The sequence below is a fragment of the Citrobacter sedlakii genome (assembly GCF_018128425.1).
Taxonomy (GTDB): Bacteria; Pseudomonadota; Gammaproteobacteria; order Enterobacterales; family Enterobacteriaceae; genus Citrobacter_A; species Citrobacter_A sedlakii.
This window is the reverse complement of sequence record NZ_CP071070.1, coordinates 3,665,123-3,690,317: the sequence shown is the minus strand read 5'-3', so window position 1 is coordinate 3,690,317 and position 25,195 is coordinate 3,665,123. Positions and strand designations below refer to the sequence as shown.

20 protein-coding genes are annotated in these 25,195 nt (G+C 55.6%); 11 read left to right on the top strand and 9 right to left on the bottom strand.

Annotation, left to right across the window (positions count from 1 at the left end; translation table 11 throughout):
• Positions 1-59 precede the first annotated feature (59 nt).
• Positions 60-1,286 carry a polysaccharide deacetylase family protein gene (locus JY391_RS17655; RefSeq protein ID WP_211934750.1) on the top strand — a complete coding sequence of 409 codons (1,227 nt, stop codon included), beginning with the start codon at positions 60-62 and terminating at the stop codon, positions 1,284-1,286.
• Between the two features lie 3 nt (positions 1,287-1,289).
• On the opposite strand, the gene panD is transcribed toward JY391_RS17655, so the two are convergent.
• The 9 genes from panD to thpR form a co-directional block, all read right to left on the bottom strand.
• On the bottom strand, positions 1,290-1,670 hold the full coding sequence (gene panD / locus JY391_RS17650) for an aspartate 1-decarboxylase (RefSeq protein WP_042289947.1): 381 nt from the start codon (positions 1,668-1,670) through the stop codon (positions 1,290-1,292).
• Positions 1,671-1,821: 151 nt separating this feature from the next.
• Complete coding sequence (gene panC / locus JY391_RS17645; protein WP_042289945.1) at positions 1,822-2,676, bottom strand: pantoate--beta-alanine ligase; 855 nt, start codon at positions 2,674-2,676, stop codon at positions 1,822-1,824.
• Between the two features lie 11 nt (positions 2,677-2,687).
• On the bottom strand, positions 2,688-3,479 hold the full coding sequence (gene panB, locus JY391_RS17640; RefSeq protein WP_060570017.1) for a 3-methyl-2-oxobutanoate hydroxymethyltransferase: 792 nt from the start codon (positions 3,477-3,479) through the stop codon (positions 2,688-2,690).
• A gap of 118 nt (positions 3,480-3,597) precedes the next feature.
• Positions 3,598-4,077: a 2-amino-4-hydroxy-6-hydroxymethyldihydropteridine diphosphokinase gene (folK, locus tag JY391_RS17635; protein WP_211934749.1), complete on the bottom strand. Its 480-nt coding sequence runs from the start codon at positions 4,075-4,077 to the stop codon at positions 3,598-3,600.
• Positions 4,074-5,471 carry a polynucleotide adenylyltransferase PcnB gene (gene pcnB, locus JY391_RS17630; protein WP_204375587.1) on the bottom strand — a complete coding sequence of 466 codons (1,398 nt, stop codon included), beginning with the start codon at positions 5,469-5,471 and terminating at the stop codon, positions 4,074-4,076. Before pcnB ends, folK begins: the two co-directional genes overlap by 4 nt.
• A gap of 105 nt (positions 5,472-5,576) precedes the next feature.
• Positions 5,577-6,473, bottom strand: a complete 897-nt coding sequence (gluQRS, locus tag JY391_RS17625; RefSeq protein ID WP_211934748.1) for a tRNA glutamyl-Q(34) synthetase GluQRS — start codon at positions 6,471-6,473, stop codon at positions 5,577-5,579.
• 65 nt (positions 6,474-6,538) lie between these two features.
• Positions 6,539-6,994, bottom strand: a complete 456-nt coding sequence (gene dksA / locus JY391_RS17620; protein WP_003829221.1) for an RNA polymerase-binding protein DksA — start codon at positions 6,992-6,994, stop codon at positions 6,539-6,541.
• A 177-nt stretch (positions 6,995-7,171) separates the two neighbouring features.
• A complete protein-coding gene (sfsA, locus tag JY391_RS17615) occupies positions 7,172-7,876 on the bottom strand; it encodes a DNA/RNA nuclease SfsA (protein WP_211935818.1) in 705 nt (234 codons plus the stop codon).
• A 16-nt stretch (positions 7,877-7,892) separates the two neighbouring features.
• Positions 7,893-8,423: an RNA 2',3'-cyclic phosphodiesterase gene (gene thpR, locus JY391_RS17610; RefSeq protein ID WP_060570020.1), complete on the bottom strand. Its 531-nt coding sequence runs from the start codon at positions 8,421-8,423 to the stop codon at positions 7,893-7,895.
• 73 nt (positions 8,424-8,496) lie between these two features.
• On the opposite strand from thpR, the gene hrpB reads away from it, so the two are divergent.
• The 10 genes from hrpB (at position 8,497) to fhuB (ending at position 25,093) form a co-directional block, all read left to right on the top strand.
• Positions 8,497-10,926, top strand: coding sequence for an ATP-dependent helicase HrpB (gene hrpB / locus JY391_RS17605; protein WP_211934747.1), 2,430 nt, complete (start codon positions 8,497-8,499; stop codon positions 10,924-10,926).
• A 143-nt stretch (positions 10,927-11,069) separates the two neighbouring features.
• On the top strand, positions 11,070-13,610 hold the full coding sequence (gene mrcB / locus JY391_RS17600; protein WP_211934746.1) for a bifunctional glycosyl transferase/transpeptidase: 2,541 nt from the start codon (positions 11,070-11,072) through the stop codon (positions 13,608-13,610).
• 431 nt (positions 13,611-14,041) lie between these two features.
• The gene (locus tag JY391_RS17595; RefSeq protein ID WP_181821948.1) at positions 14,042-14,584 is read left to right on the top strand and encodes a fimbrial protein; all 543 of its coding nucleotides are present in this window, start codon (positions 14,042-14,044) and stop codon (positions 14,582-14,584) included.
• A 55-nt stretch (positions 14,585-14,639) separates the two neighbouring features.
• A complete protein-coding gene (locus JY391_RS17590; protein WP_211934745.1) occupies positions 14,640-15,353 on the top strand; it encodes a fimbrial biogenesis chaperone in 714 nt (237 codons plus the stop codon).
• A 36-nt stretch (positions 15,354-15,389) separates the two neighbouring features.
• Positions 15,390-17,882: a fimbria/pilus outer membrane usher protein gene (locus tag JY391_RS17585; protein ID WP_211934744.1), complete on the top strand. Its 2,493-nt coding sequence runs from the start codon at positions 15,390-15,392 to the stop codon at positions 17,880-17,882.
• Positions 17,883-17,886: 4 nt separating this feature from the next.
• Positions 17,887-18,906: a fimbrial protein gene (locus JY391_RS17580; RefSeq protein WP_211934743.1), complete on the top strand. Its 1,020-nt coding sequence runs from the start codon at positions 17,887-17,889 to the stop codon at positions 18,904-18,906.
• 213 nt (positions 18,907-19,119) lie between these two features.
• Positions 19,120-21,378 (top strand): ferrichrome porin FhuA, encoded by a 2,259-nt coding sequence (fhuA, locus tag JY391_RS17575; protein WP_211934742.1) that lies wholly within the window; start codon positions 19,120-19,122, stop codon positions 21,376-21,378.
• 48 nt (positions 21,379-21,426) lie between these two features.
• Complete coding sequence (gene fhuC, locus JY391_RS17570; RefSeq protein ID WP_042289917.1) at positions 21,427-22,224, top strand: Fe3+-hydroxamate ABC transporter ATP-binding protein FhuC; 798 nt, start codon at positions 21,427-21,429, stop codon at positions 22,222-22,224.
• Positions 22,224-23,114, top strand: a complete 891-nt coding sequence (gene fhuD, locus JY391_RS17565; RefSeq protein ID WP_060570026.1) for a Fe(3+)-hydroxamate ABC transporter substrate-binding protein FhuD — start codon at positions 22,224-22,226, stop codon at positions 23,112-23,114. Before fhuC ends, fhuD begins: the two co-directional genes overlap by 1 nt.
• Positions 23,111-25,093: a Fe(3+)-hydroxamate ABC transporter permease FhuB gene (fhuB, locus tag JY391_RS17560; RefSeq protein WP_211934741.1), complete on the top strand. Its 1,983-nt coding sequence runs from the start codon at positions 23,111-23,113 to the stop codon at positions 25,091-25,093. The genes fhuD and fhuB overlap by 4 nt, the downstream gene beginning before the upstream one ends.
• Positions 25,094-25,195: the final 102 nt, after the last annotated feature.

Sequence of the window (25,195 nt, the reverse complement as noted above, 5' to 3'; positions counted from 1 at the left end):
TTTTGATCACTGAGATGAATTGATACAATCCTCGCGTTGTCTCTTTCCCGGTTCGTGTCATGAAAAAATACCTTCTCTTTCTGCTGCTGTGTGTCTCTACAGTCGTCAGCGCGGCTTTGCCTGCCCGTTATATGCAAACCACCGAAGATGCGGCGATCTGGGCGCAGATTGGCGACAAAATGATAACGGTGGGGAACATTCGCGCCGGGCAAATCCTTGCGGTCATCCCCGTGGCGGCTGACTATTATGAATTTTCATTTGGCTTCGGAACCGGCTTTATCGATAAAGGGCACCTGGCGCCGGTACAGGGCAAGCAGCGGGTTGAAGACAGCTTAGGCGATCTCAATAAGCCACTCAGTAACCAAAACCTGCTGACCTGGAAAGCGACGCCCGTTTACAACGCCCCGAATGTGGGCAGCGCGCCGTTTGGCGTGCTGGCGGAAAACTTACGTTATCCCGTCATCAGTAAGCTGAAGGATCGGCTTAACCAGACCTGGTATCAAATCCGCATTGGCGAGCGGCTGGCCTGGATAAGCGCGCTGGATGCCCAGGAGGACAAGGGGCTGCCGGTGCTCACTTACCACCACATTCTACGTGATGAAGAAAACACCCGCTTTCGTCATACTTCGACAACCACCAGCGTGCGGGCATTCAGTAACCAGATGACCTGGCTGCGGGACCAGGGTTACGCCACGCTGACGATGGCGCAGCTTGAAGGGTATGTGCGCAATAAAATGAACCTGCCCGGGAAGGCGGTGGTCATTACCTTTGATGACGGTCTCAAGTCCGTCAGCCGCTATGCGTATCCGGTGTTGAAGCAGTACGGCATGAGGGCCACCGCGTTCATTATCACCTCGCGCATAAAAGGTCGACCGCAGAAGTGGGATCCACGTTCGCTACAGTTTATGAGTGTTTCCGAGCTTAACCACATCCGTGATGTTTTTGACCTTCAGTCGCATACCCACTTTTTGCATCGGGTTGATGGCTATCGTCATCCCATTCTGTTAAGCCGCAGCCACCATAATATTCTCTTTGATTTCAAACGTTCACGCCGGGCGCTGGCGCAGTTTACGCCGCAGGTGCGTTACCTATCGTATCCGTTTGGCGGTTATAACGCGACGGCGGTTAAGGCCGCGAAAGACGCCGGATTTCATCTGGCGGTGACGACGGTAAAAGGGAAGGTTAAGCCGGGAGATAATCCGTTTTTGCTGAAGCGCCTGTACATCATGAGAACGGACTCGCTGGAGACGATGTCGCGGCTGATCAGCAATCAGCCGCAGGGGTAGATATCAGGCAACCTGAACCGGAATGGCTTTTGCGGTGCGTTTCATTTCATTGTCGCCTTCAAAGTAGGCGACATTTGGCCGCCAGCGGCGCGCTTCTTCGTCGGACATGGTGACGAAGCTGGCGATGATCACAATATCCCCCACGCTGGCGCAATGCGCCGCCGCGCCATTGACGGAGATAATGCGCGAACCGCGCTCGGCGGCAATTGCATAGGTGGAAAAGCGTTTGCCATTCGATACATTCCAGATATCGATAGCTTCATTTTCAAGGATCCCGGCGGCGTCGAGGAAATCCTGATCGATGGCGCAGGAACCTTCATAGTGCAGGTCCGCCTGAGTCACTTTCACGCGGTGGAGTTTGCCCTGCAGCATAGTGCGAATCATAACGTCTACCTTAAAATATTCGTCATCATTCAGGCTGTCCCTGTACAGGACGCCTGAGAAGATTGATGAGTATGTACTGTCGTTAACCCGGCAGGGCGCGCCCTGCCTTGAGAATTTTCTCAGGCAGTATTGCCCGATTTTTAACCCCTGTCTACTGGGTTAATGTTACCGTCTGGTTGTCAATCAGGCGCGCCTGTCCCAGCCACGCGGCCACCAGAATGACCGCCCGCTGGCTGGTTTCCGTCAGCGCAAGCAGGGTGTCGGCGTCGCGGATCTGAATATCATCGGCGCGGAAGCCTTTCTCATTCAGGGCTTTTTCCGCAAGGGCGATCATTTCATCCAGTTCGCGCTCGCCGGCCTGCAGTTTTTCACCAATCTCACACATGACCTTGTATAAACCCGGGGCGATTTTGCGCTGCTCCGCGGTCAAATAACCATTGCGTGAACTGAGGGCTAAACCGTCTTTGGCGCGAATAATCGGTACGCCGACGATTTCAATGTCGTAGCCCATATCGGCCACCATTTTGCGGATCAGCGCCAGTTGCTGAAAATCTTTTTCACCGAAACAGGCGATATCCGGCTGAACGAGGTTAAACAGCTTGCTGACGATGGTGGAAACGCCGCGGAAATGGCCCGGGCGGCTGGCGCCCTCCAGCATTGTGGAAAGACCAGGAACATCAACATACGTCTGGCCTTCGGTGCCCTGCGGGTAGATTTGATCGGCTGCCGGCGCGAAAACAAAATCGACTTTACGTTTGTTCAGCTTCTCACAGTCCTCCTGCAGCGTGCGCGGATAACGCACCAGATCGTCCGGGCGGTCGAACTGCATCGGATTAACGAAGATGCTGACCACCACGATATCGGCGCGGGCTTTCGCTTCATCAACCAGCTTCATATGACCGTCGTGCAGGTTGCCCATGGTTGGAACCAGCGCAATGCGTTTTCCTTCCTGGCGGGCTCTGCGGATATGCTGGCGCAGCAGCGGCAGGGTTTCAATTATCAACACAACAAAACTCCTTAATGGAAACTGTGTTCTTCGCCCGGATAGACGCCGGACTCCACCTCGGCAATATACTGCCGCACCGCGGCGCGCATGTCGCCTGCTTCGGTAAGGAAATTTTTGGCAAATTTCGGAATATGACCGCCGGTGATGCCGAAAGCGTCATGCATCACCAGAATCTGACCGTCAGTCACGTTGCCCGCGCCAATGCCGATCACCGGAATGGTGAGCGCGTCAGTGATGCGTTTTGCCAGTTCAACCGGCACGCATTCGAGCACTAACAACTGTGCGCCCGCGGCTTCCAGCGCCAGCGCGTCATCAAGCAGCGCTTGCCCGGCGTCACCGCGCCCCTGAACCTTGTAACCGCCGAAAATATTGACCGATTGCGGCGTCAGCCCCAGGTGACCGCAGACCGGAACGGCACGCTCGGTGAGCATTTTTACGGTATCCGCCAGCCATGCGCCGCCTTCAATCTTGACCATGTTCGCCCCGGCGCGCATCACCGCCGCCGCGTTTTCAAAGGCCTGCTCCGGCGTCGCGTAAGCCATAAACGGCAGGTCAGAAAGCAGCAGGCAGTTCGGTGCGCCGCGCCGTACCGCGCACGTGTGATAGGCGATATCCGCAACGGTAACAGGAAGGGTGGAGTCATGGCCCTGAACGGTCATCCCCAGCGAGTCGCCCACCAGCATCACGTTGATGCCTTCGTCGGCAAATAACTTAGCGAAGCTGTAGTCGTAAGCCGTAATGGTGGCGAAGCGTTTTTTCTCCTGTTTGCACTTTTGCAACAGTGAGATAGTGGTTGGTTTCATAACATTTCCTGATGGTGAACGTCATATTTATCGGCATTCTAACAGTCACATTCAGGGGGGCAATTGTTTTAAGCAATCGATTGGCGTGAAAGCAGTAAACGCTAAAGGGGAGGGGGATTTACCCGCGTTCGGGTTTTTCTTCGCCGAGTTCGACGAGGCGTTGTTGTAACGATTTTCCATCCGGAAACCGCAGATCGGGCGCAATCTCAAACAGCGGCCAAAGCATAAAGCCGCGGTTGTGCATATCGTAATGGGGAACAGTCAGGCGCTCGGTCTGAATGACACGATCGCCAAACAGCATAATGTCGAGATCCAACGTGCGCGGACCCCAGCGCTCGGCTTTGCGTACGCGCCCCTGCTGCAGTTCAATCCGTTGGGTATGATCGAGCAGAGTCTCCGGCGCAAGGTCGGTGTCCAGCGCGACCGCCGCGTTCAGGTAATCCGGCTGATCCTGGGGACCTAAGGGCGCAGTGCGGTAAAAAGAGGAGACGGCGACAATCCGGCTCTGCGGAATGTCGCCAATCGATTTTATGGCAGCATTGACCTGTTCCAGGGGGGAGGCCAGGTTGCTGCCAAGCGCGATATAAGCGAGGGTCACGCGGTACCCTCGCGACGCGGGGCGCGTTTGCGCGGGCGACGATTGCGGCGGCGTGGCATCGGATCTTCATCCAGTTCGTTGAGCATGCCCTTCTGCTCTGGCGGCGCAGAGACCTGGAATTCGCCCCACCATTGTGCCAGGCGTTGCAGCTCGGCGCTTTTTTCCGCTTCGGCGCGCAGCGCCAGCAGATCGTAAGCCGCACGGAATTTCGGATGTTCCATGAGCTTCCACGCGCGTTTTCCCTGACGGCGGGACATCCGTAGCTGAAGCTGCCAGATATCACGGGTCAGCGAGGTCAGGCGTTTTGGAATCGCCAGCGAACGGCAGGCCTCATCCAGCACGTCATTCATTGCCAGAGCGAATGCGTCGTAGTAGGCCAGGCCGCTTTCCTGGGCGATTTTCTGCGCCATCTCCAGTAACGGGTACCAGAACATGGCGGCAAACAGGAACGCCGGGTTCACCCGCATGTCGTTGTGAATACGGTTATCGGTGTTCTTCAGCACCTGGGCGATGATGCGCTCCATTGGGCTGTCGCCGTTTTCGGTGAAATAGCGGGTAATGGTCGGGAACAGCGGCTGGAACAGGCTGTATTCGCGCAGCTTAAGATAGGTCTCGTAGCCGTAGCCTGCCTGGAGCAGCTTCAGCGACTCTTCAAACAGACGGGCTGGCGGAATGTCGTTCAGCAGCGTCGCCAGACGCGGGATCGGCTCTGCGGTTTCCGGGCTGATGCGCATGTCCAGCTTGGCGGCGAAACGCACCGCGCGCAGCATCCGCACCGGATCTTCACGGTAGCGGGTTTCCGGATTGCCGATCAGACGGATGACGCCGTCCTGTAAATCCTTCATACCGCCCACGTAATCACGGACAGTAAAGTCAGCGACGCTGTAATACAGGCTGTTAATGGTAAAGTCGCGGCGCTGGGCGTCCTCTTCAATGGAGCCGAAAATATTGTCGCGCAGCAGCATACCGTTTTGCCCACGTTGGGAGGTCGTGCGATCGCTCTCGCTGCCTTCGTGGTGACCGCGGAAGGTGGCGACTTCAATAATTTCCGGACCAAACATCACGTGCGCCAGACGGAATCGGCGACCGACCAGGCGACAGTTGCGGAACAGTTTGCGTACCTGATCCGGCGTCGCGTTGGTGGTCACGTCGAAATCTTTGGGTTTTTTGCCCAGCAACAGGTCGCGGACGCCGCCGCCAACCAGCCATGCTTCATATCCCGCTTTGTTGAGCCTGTACATTACCTTCAGGGCATTTTCACTGATATCTTTGCGGGAAATAGCGTGCTGCTCGCGTGGGATGACCGTCATATGTGGACGGGCGACGGCAGTGTCTGCCTCGCTCTCCTCGCGGCTTAGCACCTTGCGGCAAAAATTAGCGACTCGGGTAAAAATAGTGCACCTCGGTAGTGTCAATCATCAATCAAATCAATTTACCCGCGGGCTTTCGGATTATGAAAATGCGAAAGACAACGAGCAAAAATAGCGGCTAATCATAGCTCAGCACGACGCGTTTGAGAATGGCGGATTTACAGATGCCGATTCCGTCACGTCTGCCAGGCGCCAGTTCTCTGTGGCGAACTGAAGAATCGCCTCCACTGGCATGGCCTGCCAGTCTGGCGCAATACGCTGTCCGAGGAAGCGCAGCGCGTCAATGAGGACGGGACGCGGGTCGCCCTGCGGCAAAGCAGGCGCATGATTTTGTTTAGACAGTTTTGCGCCCTGCGCATTCAGCGCCAGCGGCAAATGAATATAGTCGGGCACTGTCCAGCCGAACAACTGGTAGAGCGAAATTTGTCGAACCGTTGGTTCGATGAGATCGGCGCCGCGCACGATTTCCGTGACGCCCTGGAAATGGTCGTCCACCACCACCGCCAGGTTATAGGCAAACAACCCATCCCGGCGATGAATAATAAAATCTTCCTGCGCCAGCCGTTTGTCGGCCTGAATATCACCGCGCAGGCGATCGTGAAAGCGGGTGACCGGATGACGTTGCCTGATGCGTACCGCTGCCTGATCCGGCCCGTTATGCTTGTCGCGGCAGTGGCCGTCATAAATACCGCCGATGCGTTGAATGCGCGCGCGGGGGCAGGTGCAGTAATAGCTCAACCCGTGATCGCGCAGCCAGGCGAGCGCCTCGCGATACGCCTCATGGCGACGGGATTGCCAGAGTATTTCGCCATCCCAGTGCAGACCGTAATGTTCCAGCTGGCGCAGAATGGTGTCAGCGGCACCGGGAACTTCACGAGGAGGATCGATATCTTCGATGCGTACGCGCCAGATGCCGTTTTGGGCGCGCGCCTGTAAATAACTGCCGAGCGCGGCAATCAGGGAGCCAAAATGCAGTGCGCCGGAAGGGGAAGGGGCGAAGCGGCCAATATAGTGTGAGTCAGTCATCGTTACGGACAAATGAAAAGGCGGGGAAGTCCCCGCCTGGTGTAAACGTGATCAAACGGTGGGGGTTAACCCGCCATCTGTTTTTCGCGAATTTCAGCCAGCGTTTTGCAGTCGATGCAGAGATCGGCTGTCGGACGCGCTTCCAGGCGACGAATACCGATTTCCACACCGCAGGATTCGCAGTAGCCGAAATCTTCATCTTCAACCTTCTTCAGCGTTTTCTCGATCTTTTTGATCAGTTTGCGCTCACGGTCACGGTTACGCAGCTCAAGGCTGAACTCTTCTTCCTGCGCGGCACGGTCTACCGGGTCAGGGAAGTTGGCAGCTTCGTCCTGCATATGAGTAACGGTGCGATCGACTTCATCCCTAAGTTGATTACGCCATGCTTCAAGAATACGCCTGAAGTGCGACAGCTGGGCTTCGTTCATATACTCTTCGCCCGGTTTCTCCTGGTACGGCTCCACCCCAGCGATGGCGAGAATACTCAGGGACGATGTTTTACGGTTTTGCCCTTCTTGCATGTTGCTTCTCCTTAACACGCACTATCGATCCCCATGTTCGGGGGAAAAATCAGGTCGCTATAAATAGCAGATGCTTTTCCGGATAGCAATTAACTAAACGTAACACTTGACAACCCTGTGAGGAAAAGCGTATTTGCGCACGCGACCAGAATACTAAATAACCAAAATTTTACATCACTAAAAAGTAATGGGTAATGGCTCATTAAGAGTCATACTCCCGGCAGAAAGTTCCGCTTTATAAACCAGAATTTCTACCCCCTTACGCTGTGCCTCAATCAATAGTTGCGCGTATTTCGCGTCAATATGGCGCGCAGGTGAAAACCGTGTAATGGCGGAATGCAGAACGGCGAAAAAAATCACGGCGCGTTTGCCCTCAGCCGCTACGCTCATCAATTCCCGAAGATGTTTCTGACCTCGTTCAGTGATGGCATCGGGAAAAAAACCGAAATCCTTTTCCGCCAGCGTTACCGATTTCACTTCAATATAGCAGTCAGGCCGGAAATCTGCCTGTAACATAAAATCGATGCGGCTTCGTTCGGCGCCGTATTTTACTTCGCTTTTCAGGGTACTGTATCCTGAAAGTTCTGAAACCCTGCCTTGTTCCAGAGCCTCTTTCGTCAGCCTGTTCGCCCATAATGTGTTAACACAAATAAGCGCGCCATTTTGGGTTTCAGTTAATTCCCAGGTATGCGGATATTTGCGTTTAGTATTTTCTGACGTCGAATACCAGACGGTGTCCCCGGGTTCTGCGCAACCGGTCATTGCGCCAGTATTTGGGCAGTGTAACGTGAGTTCGGTTCCGTCGGGTGTGATCACATCGGCTAAAAAACGTTTGTAACGCTTAACCAGCGTGGCGCGCTGGAGGGGGGGAGAAAACTGCATCACGCGTGTCCTTAAATTATTCGCTGAGCGTCCAGCGCTGCAACGGCGTGTATCGGGTTCGTCCCCGGGTGAACGAGGAGGCGTAAAGCGTAAACTCAGTTACCGGAAACGACCAACAAAAACCGGGCGCGGGAATGGCGACCGCATGACTGGCGTCGCGCAGCAAAGTTACGTGCGGATGAAACGGCTGCGGGCTTTGGTAGCAGCCGCTGCGCGCGGCCTGGGCGCGCAGCATATTGGCCAGTTGCAGTAAACCCCGCGGCGACTGGCGCGTTCCGAGCCAGACCACCCGGGAGCGCAGCCATTGCCCCGCATCGTCCAGCGTCAGCGTGAAAGCAGGCTGGCGAATGCGTCCGGCCAGCGTAGCTAACGCCTGTTGTTTGTCGGCGCTAACGTCGCCTAAAAACGCCAGCGTTACGTGCAGGTTGTCGGCCGCTACGGGTCGCCCCGCCTCGGGTGCAAAGTGCGCCGCGCGCCAGTGAACGATTTGCGCGCGCGCGTCAGCGGGCAGCTCAATGGCAAAGAACAGCCGTTTCGGCTCAGACATCTTCGGTACTCGGTTATGAATTAACGCGATGCTACAATGCAGCGCGAAGAATGTTAACCCTCTGGAGCCATTTGTGACGTCATTGCCTGTTGCCGCCGTACTGCCTGAACTGCTTGCCGCACTGGATTCTGCGCCGCAGGTTCTGCTGAGCGCGCCGACCGGCGCCGGTAAATCCACCTGGCTGCCGCTGCAGTTTCTTTCCCATCAACGCTTTGACGGGCGGATTATCCTGCTTGAGCCGCGTCGTCTGGCGGCGCGTAATGTGGCGCAGCGGCTGGCGGAGCTGTTGAACGAAAAGCCCGGCGAAACGGTGGGATACCGGATGCGCGCGCAATCCTGCGTGGGGCCAACCACGCGGCTGGAGGTGGTCACCGAAGGGGTGCTGACGCGAATGATACAACGCGACCCGGAGCTAAGCGGCGTCAGCCTGGTGATCCTTGATGAATTCCACGAGCGCAGTCTGCAGGCGGATCTGGCGCTGGCGCTGTTGCTTGATGTGCAGCAGGGGCTGCGCGACGACCTGACGCTGCTGATCATGTCCGCCACGCTGGATAACGATCGCCTGCGGCAGCGTCTGCCGGATGCGCCGGTGGTGGTGTCCGAAGGGCGAGCTTACCCCGTTGAGCGCCGTTATCACCCCCTGGCGGCGCAACTGCGTTTTGATGAGGCCGTTGCCGTCGCCACCGCCGAACTGCTGCGCCAGGAACCGGGATCGCTGCTGTTGTTTTTACCCGGCGTCGGCGAGATCCAGCGCGTACAGGAACATCTGAGCGCGCGTGTCGGCAGCGATGTCCTTCTCTGTCCGCTGTATGGCGCGCTGTCGCTGAATGCCCAGCGTACGGCGATCCTGCCTGCGCCGCCGGGAATGCGTAAAGTGGTGCTGGCGACCAATATCGCCGAAACCAGTCTGACCATCGAAGGCATTCGACTGGTGGTCGATTGCGCCCAGGAGCGTGTCGCCAGATTTGACGCGCGTACTGGGCTGACCCGGCTGATTACGCAGCGCGTCAGTCAGGCGTCAATGACCCAGCGTGCCGGTCGCGCCGGACGTCTGGCGCCGGGCATTTGCCTGCATCTGATCGCCAAAGAACAGGCGGAACGCGCCGCTGCGCAAGGGGATCCCGAAATCCTGCATAGCGATCTCTCCGGCCTGCTGATGGAGCTGTTGCAATGGGGATGCAGCGATCCCGCACAGTTAACCTGGCTGGATCTGCCGCCCGCGATACACTTACAGGCGGCGAAACGGCTGTTACAGATGCTGGGCGCGTTGGATGGCGAACGCCTGAGCGCAAGAGGGCAAAAGATGGCGGCGTTGGGCAACGACCCGCGGCTGGCTGCTATGTTAGTGAGCGCTTCCGATCCCGACGCCGCCGCAACCGCCGCCCAGCTTGCGGCGATCCTCGAAGAGCCGCCGCGCGGAGGCAATACCGATCTTGGCGTAGCGTTTTCACGCCACCAGCCCGCCTGGCAGCAGCGCAGCCAGCAACTGTTGAAACGCCTGAATAGCCGCCGCGGCGTCGCGGACGTCTCGCGGATCGCGCCATTGCTGGCGTACGCCTTTGCCGATCGCGTGGCGCGACGGCGCGGCCTGGACGGACGTTATCAACTGGCAAACGGCATGGGCGCAGTGCTGGACGCCGATGATGCGCTGGGACGTCATGAATGGCTGATCGCCCCGCTCTTGCTGCAGGGCAGTGCGTCGCCGGACGCGCGGATCCTGCTGGCGTTGCCGCTGGACATCGACGCGCTTGTCCGGCAATGTCCGGAACTGTTGCAGCAGTCGGACACGATTGAATGGGATGAGGCGCAGGGGACGCTCAAAGCGTGGCGCAGGATGCGCATCGGACAACTGACGGTGAAAGTACAGCCGTTGGCGAAACCCTCGGAAGACGAGCTGCATCTGGCGATGCTGAACGGGATCCGCGACAGGGGGCTGGATGTGCTCAACTGGACGCCGGAAGCGGTGCAGTTGCGTCTGCGTTTGCAGTGTGCGGCGAAGTGGCTGCCGGAATATGACTGGCCTGCGGTGGACGATCAGACGCTACAGGCGAATCTTGAGCGCTGGTTACTGCCGCATATGGCCGGTGTGCATTCGTTAAAAAATCTGAAATCGCTGAATATTCATCAGGCTTTGCTGGGACTGCTCGACTATCCTCTGCAGCAACGTCTGGTGAGTTCGCTGCCCACACATTACACTGTGCCGACAGGAAGTCGGATAGCCATTCGTTATCATGAGGATAACCCGCCCGCGTTGGCGGTCCGAATGCAGGAAATGTTTGGCGAGGCCAGTACGCCGACCATCGCCGAAGGGCGCGTGCCGTTGGTACTGGAACTCTTATCGCCCGCCCAGCGGCCCTTACAGATTACGCGTGATTTAAGCGCGTTCTGGCAGGGGGCGTATCGCGAGGTACAAAAAGAGATGAAAGGACGCTACCCCAAACATGTCTGGCCTGACGACCCGGCGAATACCGCGCCCACGCGGCGTACCAAAAAGTATTCATAGTGGGACGAATGTCCTCTGTAAGCCGGTAAGCAAAGCGTTATCTGGTAAAACAGCGAGCGATAAATTGAGAGATTTCTTCTTCTGTCGGGTGACAGAAGAACTGAAAATCGGGCCTTTGCGCCTGAACGTTGCGGAGAAAAAACATGGCCGGGAATGACCGCGAGCCGATTGGACGCAAAGGGAAACCCTCGCGTCCGGTGAAACAAAAGGTGAGCCGTCGCCAACTCAGAGATAATGAGTACGACGACGATTATGATGATGACTATGAGGATGAAGAACCGATGCCGCGTAAAGGTAAGGGCAAAGGGCGTAAGCCTCGTGGTAAGCGCGGCTGGTTGTGGCTGCTGCTGAAAATAGCGATTGTTTTTCTGGTGCTGTTCGCCATTTACGGCGTTTATCTGGATCAAAAAATCCGCAGTCGTATTGATGGCAAAGTCTGGCAATTGCCCGCGGCCGTTTATGGCCGGATGGTGAATCTCGAGCCGGAAATGCCGGTCAGCAAGAACGAAATGGTGCGGCTGCTGGAAGCGACGCAGTATCGCCAGGTGACGAAGATGACGCGTCCCGGCGAGTTTACCGTGCAGGCCAACAGCATTGAAATGATCCGCCGTCCGTTTGATTTCCCGGACAGCAAAGAGGGGCAGGTGCGCGCGCGCTTGACCTTTGATGGCGGCCATCTGAATACGATCGTGAACATGGATAATAACCGCCAGTTCGGGTTTTTCCGTCTCGATCCGCGTCTGATCACCATGCTCTCTTCGCCAAACGGCGAGCAGCGTCTGTTTGTGCCGCGCAGCGGCTTCCCGGATCTGCTGGTGGATACGCTGCTGGCGACCGAAGACCGTCACTTTTACGAGCATGACGGCGTCAGTCTGTACTCTATTGGCCGCGCGGTTCTGGCGAACCTGACCGCCGGACGGACGGTGCAGGGGGCAAGTACGCTGACGCAACAGTTAGTGAAAAACCTGTTCCTGACCAGCGAGCGTTCGTACTGGCGTAAGGCCAACGAAGCTTATATGGCGCTGCTGATGGACGCCCGCTACAGCAAAGACCGCATCCTTGAGCTGTATATGAACGAGGTGTATCTCGGACAGAGCGGCGATAACGAAATCCGCGGCTTCCCGCTGGCGAGTCTGTACTACTTTGGCCGCCCGGTGGAAGAGTTAAGCCTTGATCAGCAGGCGTTGCTGGTCGGAATGGTGAAAGGGGCGTCCATTTATAACCCTTGGCGTAACCCGACGCTGGCGCTGGAGCGTCGCAACCTTGTGCTGCGCCTGCTGCAACAGCAGCAGATCATCGATCAGGAACTGTACGATATGCTGAGCGCGCGTCCGCTGGGCGTGCAGCCGCGTGGTGGGGTGATCTCGCCGCAGCCGGCATTCATGCAGATGGTGCGTCAGGAACTGCAGGCGAAGCTCGGCGATAAGGTGAAAGATCTCTCCGGCGTGAAGATTTTCACCACCTTCGATTCCGTGGCGCAGGATGCCGCCGAGAAAGCGGCGGTGGAAGGCATTCCGCTACTGAAAAAGCAGCGTAAGCTGAGCGATCTCGAAACCGCGATCGTGGTGGTGGACCGCTTCAGCGGCGAAGTGCGCGCGATGGTCGGCGGCGCAGAACCGCAGTTTGCGGGCTATAACCGTGCGATGCAGGCGCGCCGTTCGATTGGTTCTCTGGCAAAACCGGCTACTTATCTGACCGCCCTGAGCCAGCCAAAGATTTATCGCCTGAATACGTGGATCGCTGATGCGCCGATTGCGCTGCGTCAGCCAAACGGCCAGGTCTGGTCGCCGCAGAACGATGACCGTCGCTATAGCGAAAGCGGAAAAGTAATGCTGGTCGATGCCCTGACGCGTTCGATGAACGTGCCGACGGTGAATCTGGGGATGGCGCTGGGCCTGCCTGCGGTGACTGACACCTGGGCAAAACTGGGCGTACCAAAAGATCAGTTGCATCCGGTTCCGGCCATGCTGCTGGGGGCGCTTAACCTGACGCCTGTCGAAGTGGCGCAAGCGTTCCAGACAATCGCCAGCGGCGGTAACCGTGCGCCGCTCTCCGCGTTGCGTTCGGTGATTGCGGAAGATGGCACCGTGCTGTATCAAAGCTTCCCGCAGGCGGAGCGCGCCGTTCCGGCGCAAGCGGCGTACATGACGCTGTGGACGATGCAGCAGGTTGTCCAGCGCGGTACCGGTCGCCAGCTTGGCGCGAAGTATCCGGGTCTGCATCTGGCGGGCAAAACCGGGACCACCAATAACAACGTGGACACCTGGTTTGCCGGGATCGACGGTAGTCAGGTGACGATTACCTGGGTCGGCCGTGATAACAACCAGCCGACGAAGCTCTATGGCGCGAGCGGGGCGATGTCGATTTACCAGCGCTATCTGGCGAATCAGACGCCGACGCCGCTGACCTTAACGCCGCCGGAAGATATCGTTGATATGGGCGTGGACTATGACGGCAACTTTGTTTGCAGCGGCGGGATGCGTACATTGCCGGTGTGGACAACCGATCCTGACGCGCTTTGCCAACAGGGTGAAATGCTGCAACAGCAGCAACCGTCAGGTAACCCGTTCGATCAATCTTCTCAGCCGCAGCCGCAGCCGCAACAGCAGCAGGCGCCACAGGAAGAGGAGAAAGACAGCGACGGCGTGGCTGGTTGGATCAAAGATATGTTTGGCGGTAACTAACGCGACGCTGTGTCCGTTGATGTCATGAGAAAAAGCCAGAATAACATCTGGCTTTTTCTTTTATAAAAGCAAACGGCGTCAATGGTTAGATAATGTCAAATATAATATTAGTTATATTTATTTCATGAATTTTAATTTAACTTAATTTCGTTTTAAATAAAAATCAGGTTTTTTATTTCCTAGATAATACAGGCATTTGCGTATAATCTTGTCGTTTTCCTCATTCCGTAGGGTGTTCATTCCCATGGTTTAATATAATAATATTTTTAGGAGAGGTTTTCAGGCAAAGGATATGTGCTGTTTTCAATATTGAAACTGTAAATGTAAATATTGAAGGCGTAATGGAGTTCTCCGTAACGTCCGCCTTATCTGTTATTTTCTCCAGTATTTATTCATTTTATCAATTATTGAGCATAAGTAAGGAATGCTATATGTGCAAAAAATCAGTGTTATCACTGCTGGCAATCAGTTTAACCGCGGCGCTCTCTGCACCAGCCATGGCTGTTGATACAGGAACGATAACGTTTAGCGGCAAAATCCTTAATGATAGTTGTGTCGTTAATATCAACGGGACGGCAACTAACGGAACGGTGACATTTAATGATTTGTCCGCGACTGCTTTTGGCGCCGATAAAAAGGTGGGCGACACGCAAAAAGTCGAAATCGCCCTGACGGAATGTGATGCTTCTATCAGCAAACTGAACGTTAAATTCGAAGGCACCCGCATCGACGGTTATTCCGATGAAGTATTAACAACTACTGGTAAAGCTAAAAACTTAGGGGTTCGCTTGTTGCCTGAGGGAAGCAGTAGTTATGTGAAATTTGATGGTTCAGAACCCGACTCATCACTGGATAAGGCCAATAGCGCGAACGTTGCTTTTAACTATACCGCTGAAGTCATTCAGGTAGGAAGCACAGCGCCAACGGTGGGTGATTACTCTGCTGAAACAACCTATACCTTGCTCTATCGTTAAGGATAGTTTTGCTGGCCCAGGGCGGGCCAGTTTTTTCAACGGACTGAAAAAGAGTATGAATAACTTTCGCTATATATACGCTTTTATTTTCTACATGTTATCGCATTCCGCAATGGCAGGTATCGTGTTGGGCGGAACGCGCATCATCTACCCCGCTAAGCAGGCGGAAGTCCAGATAGCGTTAAAAAATAAAGATACCGATAAACGTTATCTCGTACAAAGTTGGGTGAGCAACCTCGACGATAGCAAAGCCCCCTTTGTTATTACGCCCCCCATTTATAAGATTGATGAAAACCGACAAACCCTACTGCATATTGTTTATACGGGACATGAAAACGCGCTGCCTCAGGATCGCGAGTCCATTTTTATGACAAATGTGAAATCTGTTTCTGCGATCCCGGAAAATATGCGCGATAAAAATATGCTGCAATTTGCCATAAAGACGAAACTGAAGCTTTTTTATCGCCCTGCGGGGTTAAGCGATAGCGATGCAAGAGATGCCTGGAAATCCTTAGTATTTAAGCGAACCGGTAATCGTATGGCAGTCAAAAATCCTTCTCCCTTTTTCATCACTTTCGGACAGCTAACCGTGGGTGGGCGTGACGCTAAACCGGTAGGAAATTCAAATATGCCAAGTGCGCTCAGCATGATGTTGGCCCCCTTTAGCGAGCAATCTTTCGAGATACCTGCGGGCGCAAAAGGGGACGTTGCGTGGTCTGCAATGAATGACTTTGGATCTGAAACGGAAGTGCAAAAGCGGCCTTTATGATTTTTTTCGAGAACCTTGTATTTAGAGAGCGTCATAATGGCTATATATCGCAAACTTCGGGCATTTACGTTAAATGCGTGCACATTATCGATACTGGCGTTAAATTTCCCTGTTTTTGCAGAAGATTATTTTAATCTCAGCGTACTTGAAACGGATACGCCGCTCGAGAATACAGGCGCACTGGAAGCCTATCTGAAAAATAACGGTTTATCGCCAGGCCAATATTTGACAACGATAGTGTGGGACCAACAGCGCCTCGACGCTCGCAATCTTAATTACACGCTTTCCAAAGATAAAAAGAAACTGCTTCCGGAGTTGACCAAAGGTGAACTCCGTGAATTGGGCGTTAAGGTGGACACGCTTTCCAGCTTTAGTCACCTGGACGATGACGCGCTTGTCGATGATATCAGTCAATATATTCCTGACGCGAGTTATGACTTTAATCAGGATACACATGTGCTGCAGCTGCGCATTCCGCAAATTTACCGGGATCTTCTCCTGGCAGGGGACAGCAACCCGAGAACCTGGGATGACGGAATGCCCGCTGTGTGGACGAGCTATTATTTTTCCGGCTCTCGTCAGCATTCAAATAGCACGAGCAATATCTCTAACTGGGCAAGTTTGAACTCGGGTATCAATCTTGGCGCATGGCGCTTGCGGAACAGCAGTAACTGGGGTGACGAAGAGGGATGGCAGTCGCTTAGTACTACGCTGGAACGCGATATCAAGTGGCTAAGAAGCCAGCTTGAGGTAGGGCAAACGTACACAAATGGCGAGCTGTTTGACAGCGTACAGATGACTGGCGTGAAGCTGGAAACGGACACAAGTATGCTGCCAGGCAGTTTGCAAGGATTTGCCCCCGTGGTTCGCGGCATTGCGAATAGCGACGCAAAAGTGACGGTTAAGCAAAACGGGTACACCATTTATCAGACCAATGTCTCCCCCGGACCGTTTGAAATTCACGACCTTTCGCAAGTGACGGCTGGCGCGGACCTGGAGGTGACTGTACAGGAATCGGATGGTACGGAACGCAGTTTCATCCAGGTGAGTTCGTCGGTTCCCGTTATGTTACGAGACGGCGCGGTGAAATACAGCGTTGCCGCCGGGAAGTACCGTGATGTCGATAACGGTGAAGAGCCCGGTTTTGGTCAGGCAACGCTGATCTACGGGTTACCGTATGGCATCACCGTTTACGGTGGAGGACTTGGCGCGTCGATGTACCATGCGGCTCTGCTTGGTATCGGCGCCGATCTCCAGGGGTACGGCTCCTTCTCTCTCGATTTTACTACGGCGAAAACCGCATTTAATCACGATAGCAATGACGCGAAAGGGCAATCCTGGCGCGCCCAGTACGCCAAAGATTTTCCCGTAACCGACACCACGTTAACCCTGGCCAGCTATCGCTATTCCACATCGGGTTTTTACACGTTTCAGGAAGCGCTTGATCAGCGTAACGATGACTACGATGAAGATGATATTTACAGCTATCGCAGCACCAATAATCGCCGTAGCCGCTTGCAGTTAAATCTCTCTCAGTCGCTCAATGATTGGGGATCGATTTACGCCAATGCTTACCAGCAAGACTACTGGGATATGGACGGGCATGAACGTAGCATCAGTATGGGCTACAGCAGCAGTTGGGAGGGGATCAATTGGTCACTGAACTACAGCCTGACGAAGACGCCCTCATCGGATAACGATCAGCAAGTGTCATTGAGCTTTACCGTTCCGCTGTCGCGCTGGATGGCTAATTCCTGGGCGACATACAATCTGAGCAGCACCCGGCACGGAGAAACCTCCCATCAGGTGGGCGTCAGTGGAACCTTATTACAAGACAATAACTTAAGTTATAACGTGCAGCAAACCTATGCTAACCATGATAAAGGTTATGGCGCCTATTTATCCTCTCGCTATCGCGCCTCCTATGGCGAGTTCAACACCAGCTATAGCTATCAAAAAGAGACGAAACAGTGGAGCTATGGCGTACAAGGCTCCGTGGTGGCCCATCCTCATGGCATCACGCTCGGACAGTCGCTGCAGGATGCGTTTGCAGTCGTTCATATTGATCATGGCGACAATGTGAAAGTGCAGAATTCTCAGGGGATCTATACCGATTTTTGGGGAAATGCGATTGTCCCTACGCTGACCAACTATCGACGAAATACCGTAACGGTAAACACGCTTGGCCACGATGACATTGATATTCAGGATGCTTCGGTTGATGTCACGCCGACAAAAGGCGCAGCGGTGGCAGCGGATTTCACTGCGCGTAAAGGAAAACGCGCGCTGCTCACGCTCAACCTGGGTCAGGGGAAAGTGCCTTTCGGCGCGGTGCTGAGTCTGGAGGGGACGACAGCCCTTGTCGGTGACGACGGCGAAGCGTACGTCACGGGCTTAAACGGGACACAGCGGTTTACCGTCCAGTGGGGAAAAACGCCGGATACGCAATGTGAAGGAAGCGTCACTGTGCCGGAAACCCTGGAGGCCAGAATCTATACGGCGTCCGTCGCATGCCTACAGAGCAGGTAAAAAGATGAACAGAATACGCGAGAGGATTTTACGGGGACTTGCCATTGCACTGCTGGTGCTTACTGGCAATGGCCTGAGTTTTTACGCCACGGCAAGCTGTGTCATTACTCAGGGTGGACCTGATGCAGCGCAGGTTACCTTTACCTTGCCGCCACTGGTCGTCAGTAAAGATGCCGCTGTCGGTCAAATTCTTTATTCCGAGGAACTGACCAGTGCGCAAATAACGGTTGCCTGCGATGCTGACGGCAATATTCATCAAGGATATACCGGCGGACTTAGTGACGCCGATCTGGTTACAACGGGTTCCCTTGAGGGGGTTTACGCAACGGGCATTCCAGGAATTGGCTTTCGCGCTGCATGGGCTAATTTCCCGAATGAAGCGTTAGGCGCTCAAAACCTGATCACCCCCTGGCACATGGGAAGCGCCATGGTTAAAAAAATAGATGCTGCCTATCCCATTACTCTCCATGCTGCCGTTCAGCTCGTGGTTACCGGACCTGTTTCATCGGGTGTGCTCGACACCAGTAAACTGATCGCGGACTGGAAATACGACGATAAAGTCGTCGGTCAGTTACGCTTTAATGCAACCACAATCGATATTAAATCCAATACTTGCCAACTGATGGAAAACAATATCACGGTACCGTTAGCGGCGATTACGGCGCACGACTTTACGAACAATCTCTCGAAAGTGGTTTCTGACGACAGTTTTAAAATTCAGCTTGAGCGGTGTGATGCGGGCATTAAGGTTGATTATCGCTTCACAACGTCAGGCTCAACGGGCGTGCAGGATGGGGATGTGCTTTCTATTGCGACAGGCGAAAATGCGGCTGAGGGCATTGGCATCCAGATTCTTGACAACAATGATACGGTGCTTCAGTTTGATCGGGACTACACCGCAACAGGTAACACGGTTCAGGACCAGTCAGTAACCATTCCGCTTAAAGCCCGATATATCAAAACCGGTACGATAAAGGGCGGACAGGTCGATGCTGTAGCGACCTTTGAGGTTTATTATCGGTAAACCTCTCTCTTTGTTCTCTCTGAGCCCTGAGCATTTTGTTAACCTCAGGGCGCTTGTTTTAACCCTTTCTTTTCATCTGGATAATTCTTAACCCCTTAGTTTTGCCAGGGACGCGTATTGCTTGCTATCTCGCCAGCGTTTCGAATATTATTCTGCCGTCATAATAATAATTCTCGTTTACGTTATCATTCACTTTCCATCAGAGATATACCAATGGCGCGTTATAAAACTGCTCAGCCAACATACTCTCTGCGTAAAATCGCAGTTGTAGTAGCCACAGCGGTTAGCGGCATGTCTGTCTATGCACAGGCGGCGGTTCAACCGAAAGAAGAAACCATTACCGTAACTGCTGCGCCTGCTCCGCAGGAAAGCGCCTGGGGTCCGGCGGCGACCATCGCGGCGCGACAGTCTGCCACGGCGACCAAAACCGATACCCCGATCCAAAAAGTACCGCAGTCCATTTCAGTGGTCACTGCGGAAGAGATGGCGCTGCATCAGCCTAAATCAGTGAAAGAGGCGCTGAGCTATACGCCAGGCGTTGCTGTCGGCACTCGCGGCGCGTCCAATACCTATGATTATCTGATCATCCGCGGTTTCGCTGCTGACGGCCAAAGCCAGAATAACTATCTGAACGGTCTGAAGATGCAGGGTAACTTCTATAACGACGCGGTGATCGACCCTTACATGCTGGAACGCGCAGAAGTGATGCGCGGTCCTGTTTCCGTCCTGTACGGTAAGAGCAACCCGGGTGGCCTGCTGAATATGGTCAGTAAGCGTCCCACCACCGAACCGCTGAAAGAAGTGCAGTTTAAAATGGGCACCGACAGCCTGTTCCAGACCGGCTTCGACTTCAGCGACGCGCTGGATGATGACGGCGTTTACTCTTACCGTTTAACCGGTCTGGCGCGCTCGGCGAATGCCCAGCAGCAGGGCGCGGAAGAACAACGTTACGCCATCGCGCCGTCATTCAGCTGGCGTCCGGATGATAAAACCAACTTCACCTTCCTCTCGTATTTCCAGAACGAGCCGGAAACCGGTTATTACGGCTGGTTGCCGAAAGAGGGGACGGTATCCACGCTGCCGAACGGTAAGCGTCTGCCGACCGACTTCAACGAAGGGGCGAACAACAACACCTATTCCCGTAACGAGAAGATGGTGGGCTACAGCTTCGACCACGAATTCAACGATACCTTTACCGTGCGTCAGAACCTGCGTTACGCGCAGAACAAAGTTGAGCAGAACAGCGTCTACGGTTACGGCATGTGCTCGGACCCTGCCTATACCAAAGACGAAGCAGCGCTTAAAAATACTCCGTGCGCCAGCGTTCCTCAGTCGCAATGGGGCCACACCCTGACCCGTCAGTATGTTATCGACAATGAGAAGCTGGAGAACTTCGCGGTGGATACCCAACTGCAGAGTCAGTTTGCCACCGGCTCTGTCGATCACACGCTGCTGACCGGCGTTGACTTTATGCGTATGCGTAACGATATCGATTCCTGGTTTGGCTATGCCGGTTCCGTAACGCCATCTGATATCTATAACCTTGACCGCGGTGACTTCGACTTCGGTGCGCATCCTGGCCCGTCAGGCGCCTACCGCGTGCTGAACAAACAGAAGCAGACCGGCCTGTACGTGCAGGATCAGATGCAGTGGGATAAAGTGCTGGTGACCCTCGGCGGTCGCTATGACTGGGCGAAGCAGGACTCCCTGAACCGTGAAACAGGCGTCCAGGACTCGCGTGATGATAACCAGTTCACCTGGCGCGGCGGCGTTAACTACCTGTTTGATAACGGCGTAACCCCATACTTCAGCTACAGCGAGTCATTTGAACCGGCTTCACAGGTTGGACAAAATGGCAACATCTTCGCGCCGTCAAAAGGTAAGCAGTACGAAGCGGGCGTGAAGTATGTGCCGAACGATCGTCCGATCGTTATCACCGGCGCCGTTTACCAGTTGACCAAAACCAACAACCTGATGGCTGACCCGAACGGTTCATTCTTCTCGGTTGAAGGCGGTGAAATTCGCTCGCGTGGCGTGGAAATTGAAGCGAAAGCAGCGCTGTCGGCCAGCGTTAACGTGGTAGGCTCTTATACTTATACTGATGCGGAATATACCACCGACACCAACTACAAAGGCAACACCCCGGCACAGGTGCCAAAACACATGGCTTCCCTATGGGGCGACTACACGGTCTTTGACGGCCCGCTCTCCGGCCTGACGCTGGGCACTGGCGTTCGCTATACCAGCTCCAGCTACGGCGATCCGGCGAACTCCTTTAAAGTCGGCAGCTATACCCTGGTGGATGCGCTGGTCCGTTACGACCTGGCACGCGTGGGCATGGCGGGGTCGAATGTCGCCCTGCATGTGAACAACCTGTTTGATCGCGAATATGTCGCCAGCTGCTTTAACACTTATGGCTGCTTCTGGGGCGCGGAACGTCAGGTCGTTGCAACTGCAACCTTCCGTTTCTAATTTCTCTTTTGGGCACGCTTTGCGTGCCCGTTTTACAAGTTGGCCGCTATGCAGGAACACACCCCTCTTCCCGATACCACTTTTGCACTGCGTGATGTCGCCTTTCGCGTTCCCGGGCGCACGCTTCTGCATCCTCTGTCGTTAACCTTCCCGGTGGGGAAAGTGACGGGGCTGATCGGTCACAACGGCTCCGGTAAATCCACCTTGCTGAAAATGCTGGGTCGCCATCAGCCGCCGTCCGAAGGGGAGATCCTCCTTGACGATCAGCCGTTGGACAGCTGGAGCAGCAAAGCTTTCGCCCGAAAGGTGGCTTATCTGCCACAGCAGTTGCCGCAGGCGGAGGGCATGACCGTCCGCGAACTGGTGGCGATTGGGCGTTATCCGTGGCACGGGGCGTTGGGGCGTTTTGGCGTAGCGGACAGAGAAAAAGTGGAGGAAGCCATTACGCTGGTGGGCTTAAAACCGCTGGCGCATCGTCTGGTGGACAGCCTCTCCGGCGGCGAACGTCAGCGCGCGTGGATTGCGATGCTGGTGGCGCAGGACAGCCGCTGCCTGCTGCTCGATGAGCCGACTTCGGCGCTGGATATTGCCCATCAGGTGGATGTGCTGGCGCTGGTGCACCGCTTAAGTCAGCAGCGTGGTCTGACGGTCATTGCCGTGTTGCATGATATCAACATGGCCGCGCGCTATTGCGACTACCTGGTTGCGCTACGCGGCGGTGAAATGATAGCCCAGGGCACACCTGCCGGACTGATGCGCAGCGAGACGCTGGAGCAAATATACGGTATCCCGATGGGTATTCTGCCGCATCCGACCGGTGCTGCTCCCGTGAGTTTTGTTTATTAATGAACGGATTACACCAATTAACGCGTCGTCGTTTATTAACGGCGATGGCGCTCTCTCCGCTCATCTGGCAGATGAGCCAGGCGCGTGCGGCATCTGTTGATCCGCATCGCATTGTGGCGCTGGAATGGCTGCCGGTCGAGCTACTGCTGGCGCTCGGTATCACGCCATATGGCGTTGCAGATATTCCTAACTACCGGCTATGGGTGAACGAGCCGCCGCTCCCGGCGTCGGTCATCGATATTGGTTTGCGTACCGAACCTAATCTCGAACTGCTAACCGAAATGAAGCCTTCGTACATGTTCTGGTCGACAGGTTATGGTCCGTCCCCGGAGAAGCTGGCGCGCATCGCGCCCGGGCGCGGTTTTAACTTTAGCGACGGCAATAAACCCCTGGCGGTGGCCCGTAAGTCGCTGAATGAGATGGCGCAACTGCTGAATCTGGACGCGGCGGCAGCCCGGCATCTCAGTGAATTCGATCGGTTTATCGAAAGTAAAAAGCCGCGCTTCGTTCAACGAGGCACGCGTCCGTTGCTACTGATTACCCTGCTCGATGCCCGTCATATGCTGGTCTTTGGTCCGAACTGTTTGTTCCAGGAGGTGCTGGATGAGTACGGGATCCGCAACGCCTGGCAGGGGGAAACCAACTTCTGGGGCAGCACGGCGGTGGGGATCGATCGCCTTGCCGCGTACAAAGATGCCGATGTGCTCTGTTTTGATCATGGCAACACTAAAGAGATGGCTACGCTGATGCGTACGCCGCTATGGCGGGCGATGCCGTTCGTACGCGAAGGGCGCTTCCAGCGCGTGCCGGCAGTGTGGTTTTATGGCGCAACGTTATCGACAATGCACTTTGTACGCATTCTCGATAACGCGCTGGGAGGCAAAGCGTGAGTAAACGTATCGCGTTCTTCCCGGCTTTTTTGCTGGTTCTGCTGTGTGTTATCGCGGCGGGCTTAACCTGGGGAAACCTTTCCCTCGCGCTGCCGCGTAGCCAGTGGCAGCAGGCGTTGTGGGCGCCGGATATCAACGTTATCGAACAGATGATGTTTCACTACAGCCTGCTGCCGCGGCTGGTGATTTCTCTGCTGGTGGGGGCCGGACTGGGTCTGGTGGGCGTGTTGTTCCAGCAGGTGCTGCGTAACCCCCTGGCGGAACCGACCACGCTCGGCGTGGCGACGGGCGCTCAGTTGGGGATTACGGTAACGACGCTATGGGCGATTCCGGGAGCGATGGCGGCGCAGTTTGCCGCGCTTACCGGGGCGTGTATCGTTGGCGCGCTGGTATTTGGCGTCGCGTGGGGTAAGCGCCTTTCACCCGTCACGCTGATCCTCGCAGGTCTGGTGGTAAGCCTCTACTGCGGGGCGATTAACCAGCTGTTAGTGTTATTCCATCACGATCAGTTGCAAAGCATGTTCCTCTGGAGCACCGGTACGTTGACCCAGACTGACTGGAGCGGCGTGCAGCGCCTTTGGCCGCAACTGCTCGGTGGCGTGATGCTTACGCTGTTGCTGCTACGTCCGCTGACGCTGATGGGGCTGGATGACGGCGTGGCGCGTAATCTGGGCCTGGCGCTGTCGCTGGCGCGTCTGGCGGCTCTGACGCTGGCGATAGTGCTTAGCGCGTTGTTGGTCAACGCGGTCGGGATCATCGGCTTTATTGGCCTGTTTGCGCCGCTACTGGCGAAAATGCTCGGCGCGCGACGCCTGCTGCCGCGCCTGATTCTCGCGCCGCTGATCGGCGCGTTGATCCTCTGGCTTTCCGATCAGGTGATTATCTGGCTGAGCCGCGTGTGGATGGAGGTCTCTACCGGTTCGGTGACGGCGTTGATTGGCGCGCCGCTGCTGCTGTGGCTACTGCCGCGTTTACGCAGTATGAGCGCGCCCGATATGAACGTCAGCAATCGCGTGGCCGCAGAGCGCCAGCACGTGGCGGGTTATGCGCTGGCGGGCCTGGTCATTCTGTTGCTTGGCGCGTATGTGGCGCTTTCGCTGGGTCGCGACGCCCATGGCTGGAGTTGGGCGAGCGGGGCGCTGCTGGATGAACTGATGCCGTGGCGCTGGCCGCGTATTCTGGCGGCGCTTATCGCCGGCGTCATGCTGGCGGTGGCGGGGTGTATTATCCAGCGTCTGACCGGTAACCCAATGGCGAGTCCGGAAGTGCTTGGGATCAGCTCCGGTGCGGCGTTTGGCGTCGTCCTGATGCTGTTTCTGGTGCCAGGCAACGCGTTTAGCTGGCTGCTGCCCGCCGGGAGTCTCGGCGCAGCGGGGACGCTGTTGATCATTATGATTGCCGCCGGGCGCGGGGGTTTTTCACCTCACCGGATGCTGCTGGCGGGGATGGCGCTCAGCACGGCGTTTACGATGCTGCTGATGATGCTACAGGCCAGCGGCGATCCGCGCATGGCGGAAGTGCTGACCTGGATTTCAGGGTCAACCTATAACGCGTCGGAAGAGCAGGTGCTGCGAACTGGCGTGGTGATGGTGATTCTGCTGGCGATCGCGCCGCTGTGCCGTCGCTGGTTGACGATTTTACCCTTGGGTGGCGATACCGCGCGGGCGGTGGGGATGGCGCTGACGCCGTCGCGTATTGCGCTGCTGCTGCTGGCGGCATGCCTGACGGCCACGGCGACGATGACCATCGGCCCGTTAAGTTTTGTCGGGCTGATGGCGCCGCATATCGCGCGAATGCTGGGCTTTCGCCGCACCCTGCCGCATATGGTGATGTCGGCCCTGGCGGGGGGATTACTGCTGGTGTTTGCTGACTGGTGCGGCAGAATGCTGATGTTCCCGTATCAGATCCCGGCCGGAATACTGTCCACCTTTATTGGCGCGCCATACTTTATTTATCTGCTGCGTAAGCAGAGTCGATAAGACGGCAGTCTGCGTTGTCGGCCAGATAAAACGTCTGGCGTCGCCTTCAGACAATAAAAAGGCCGGGTAGCGGTTTCGCTTCACCCGGCCTGCGATGGATAA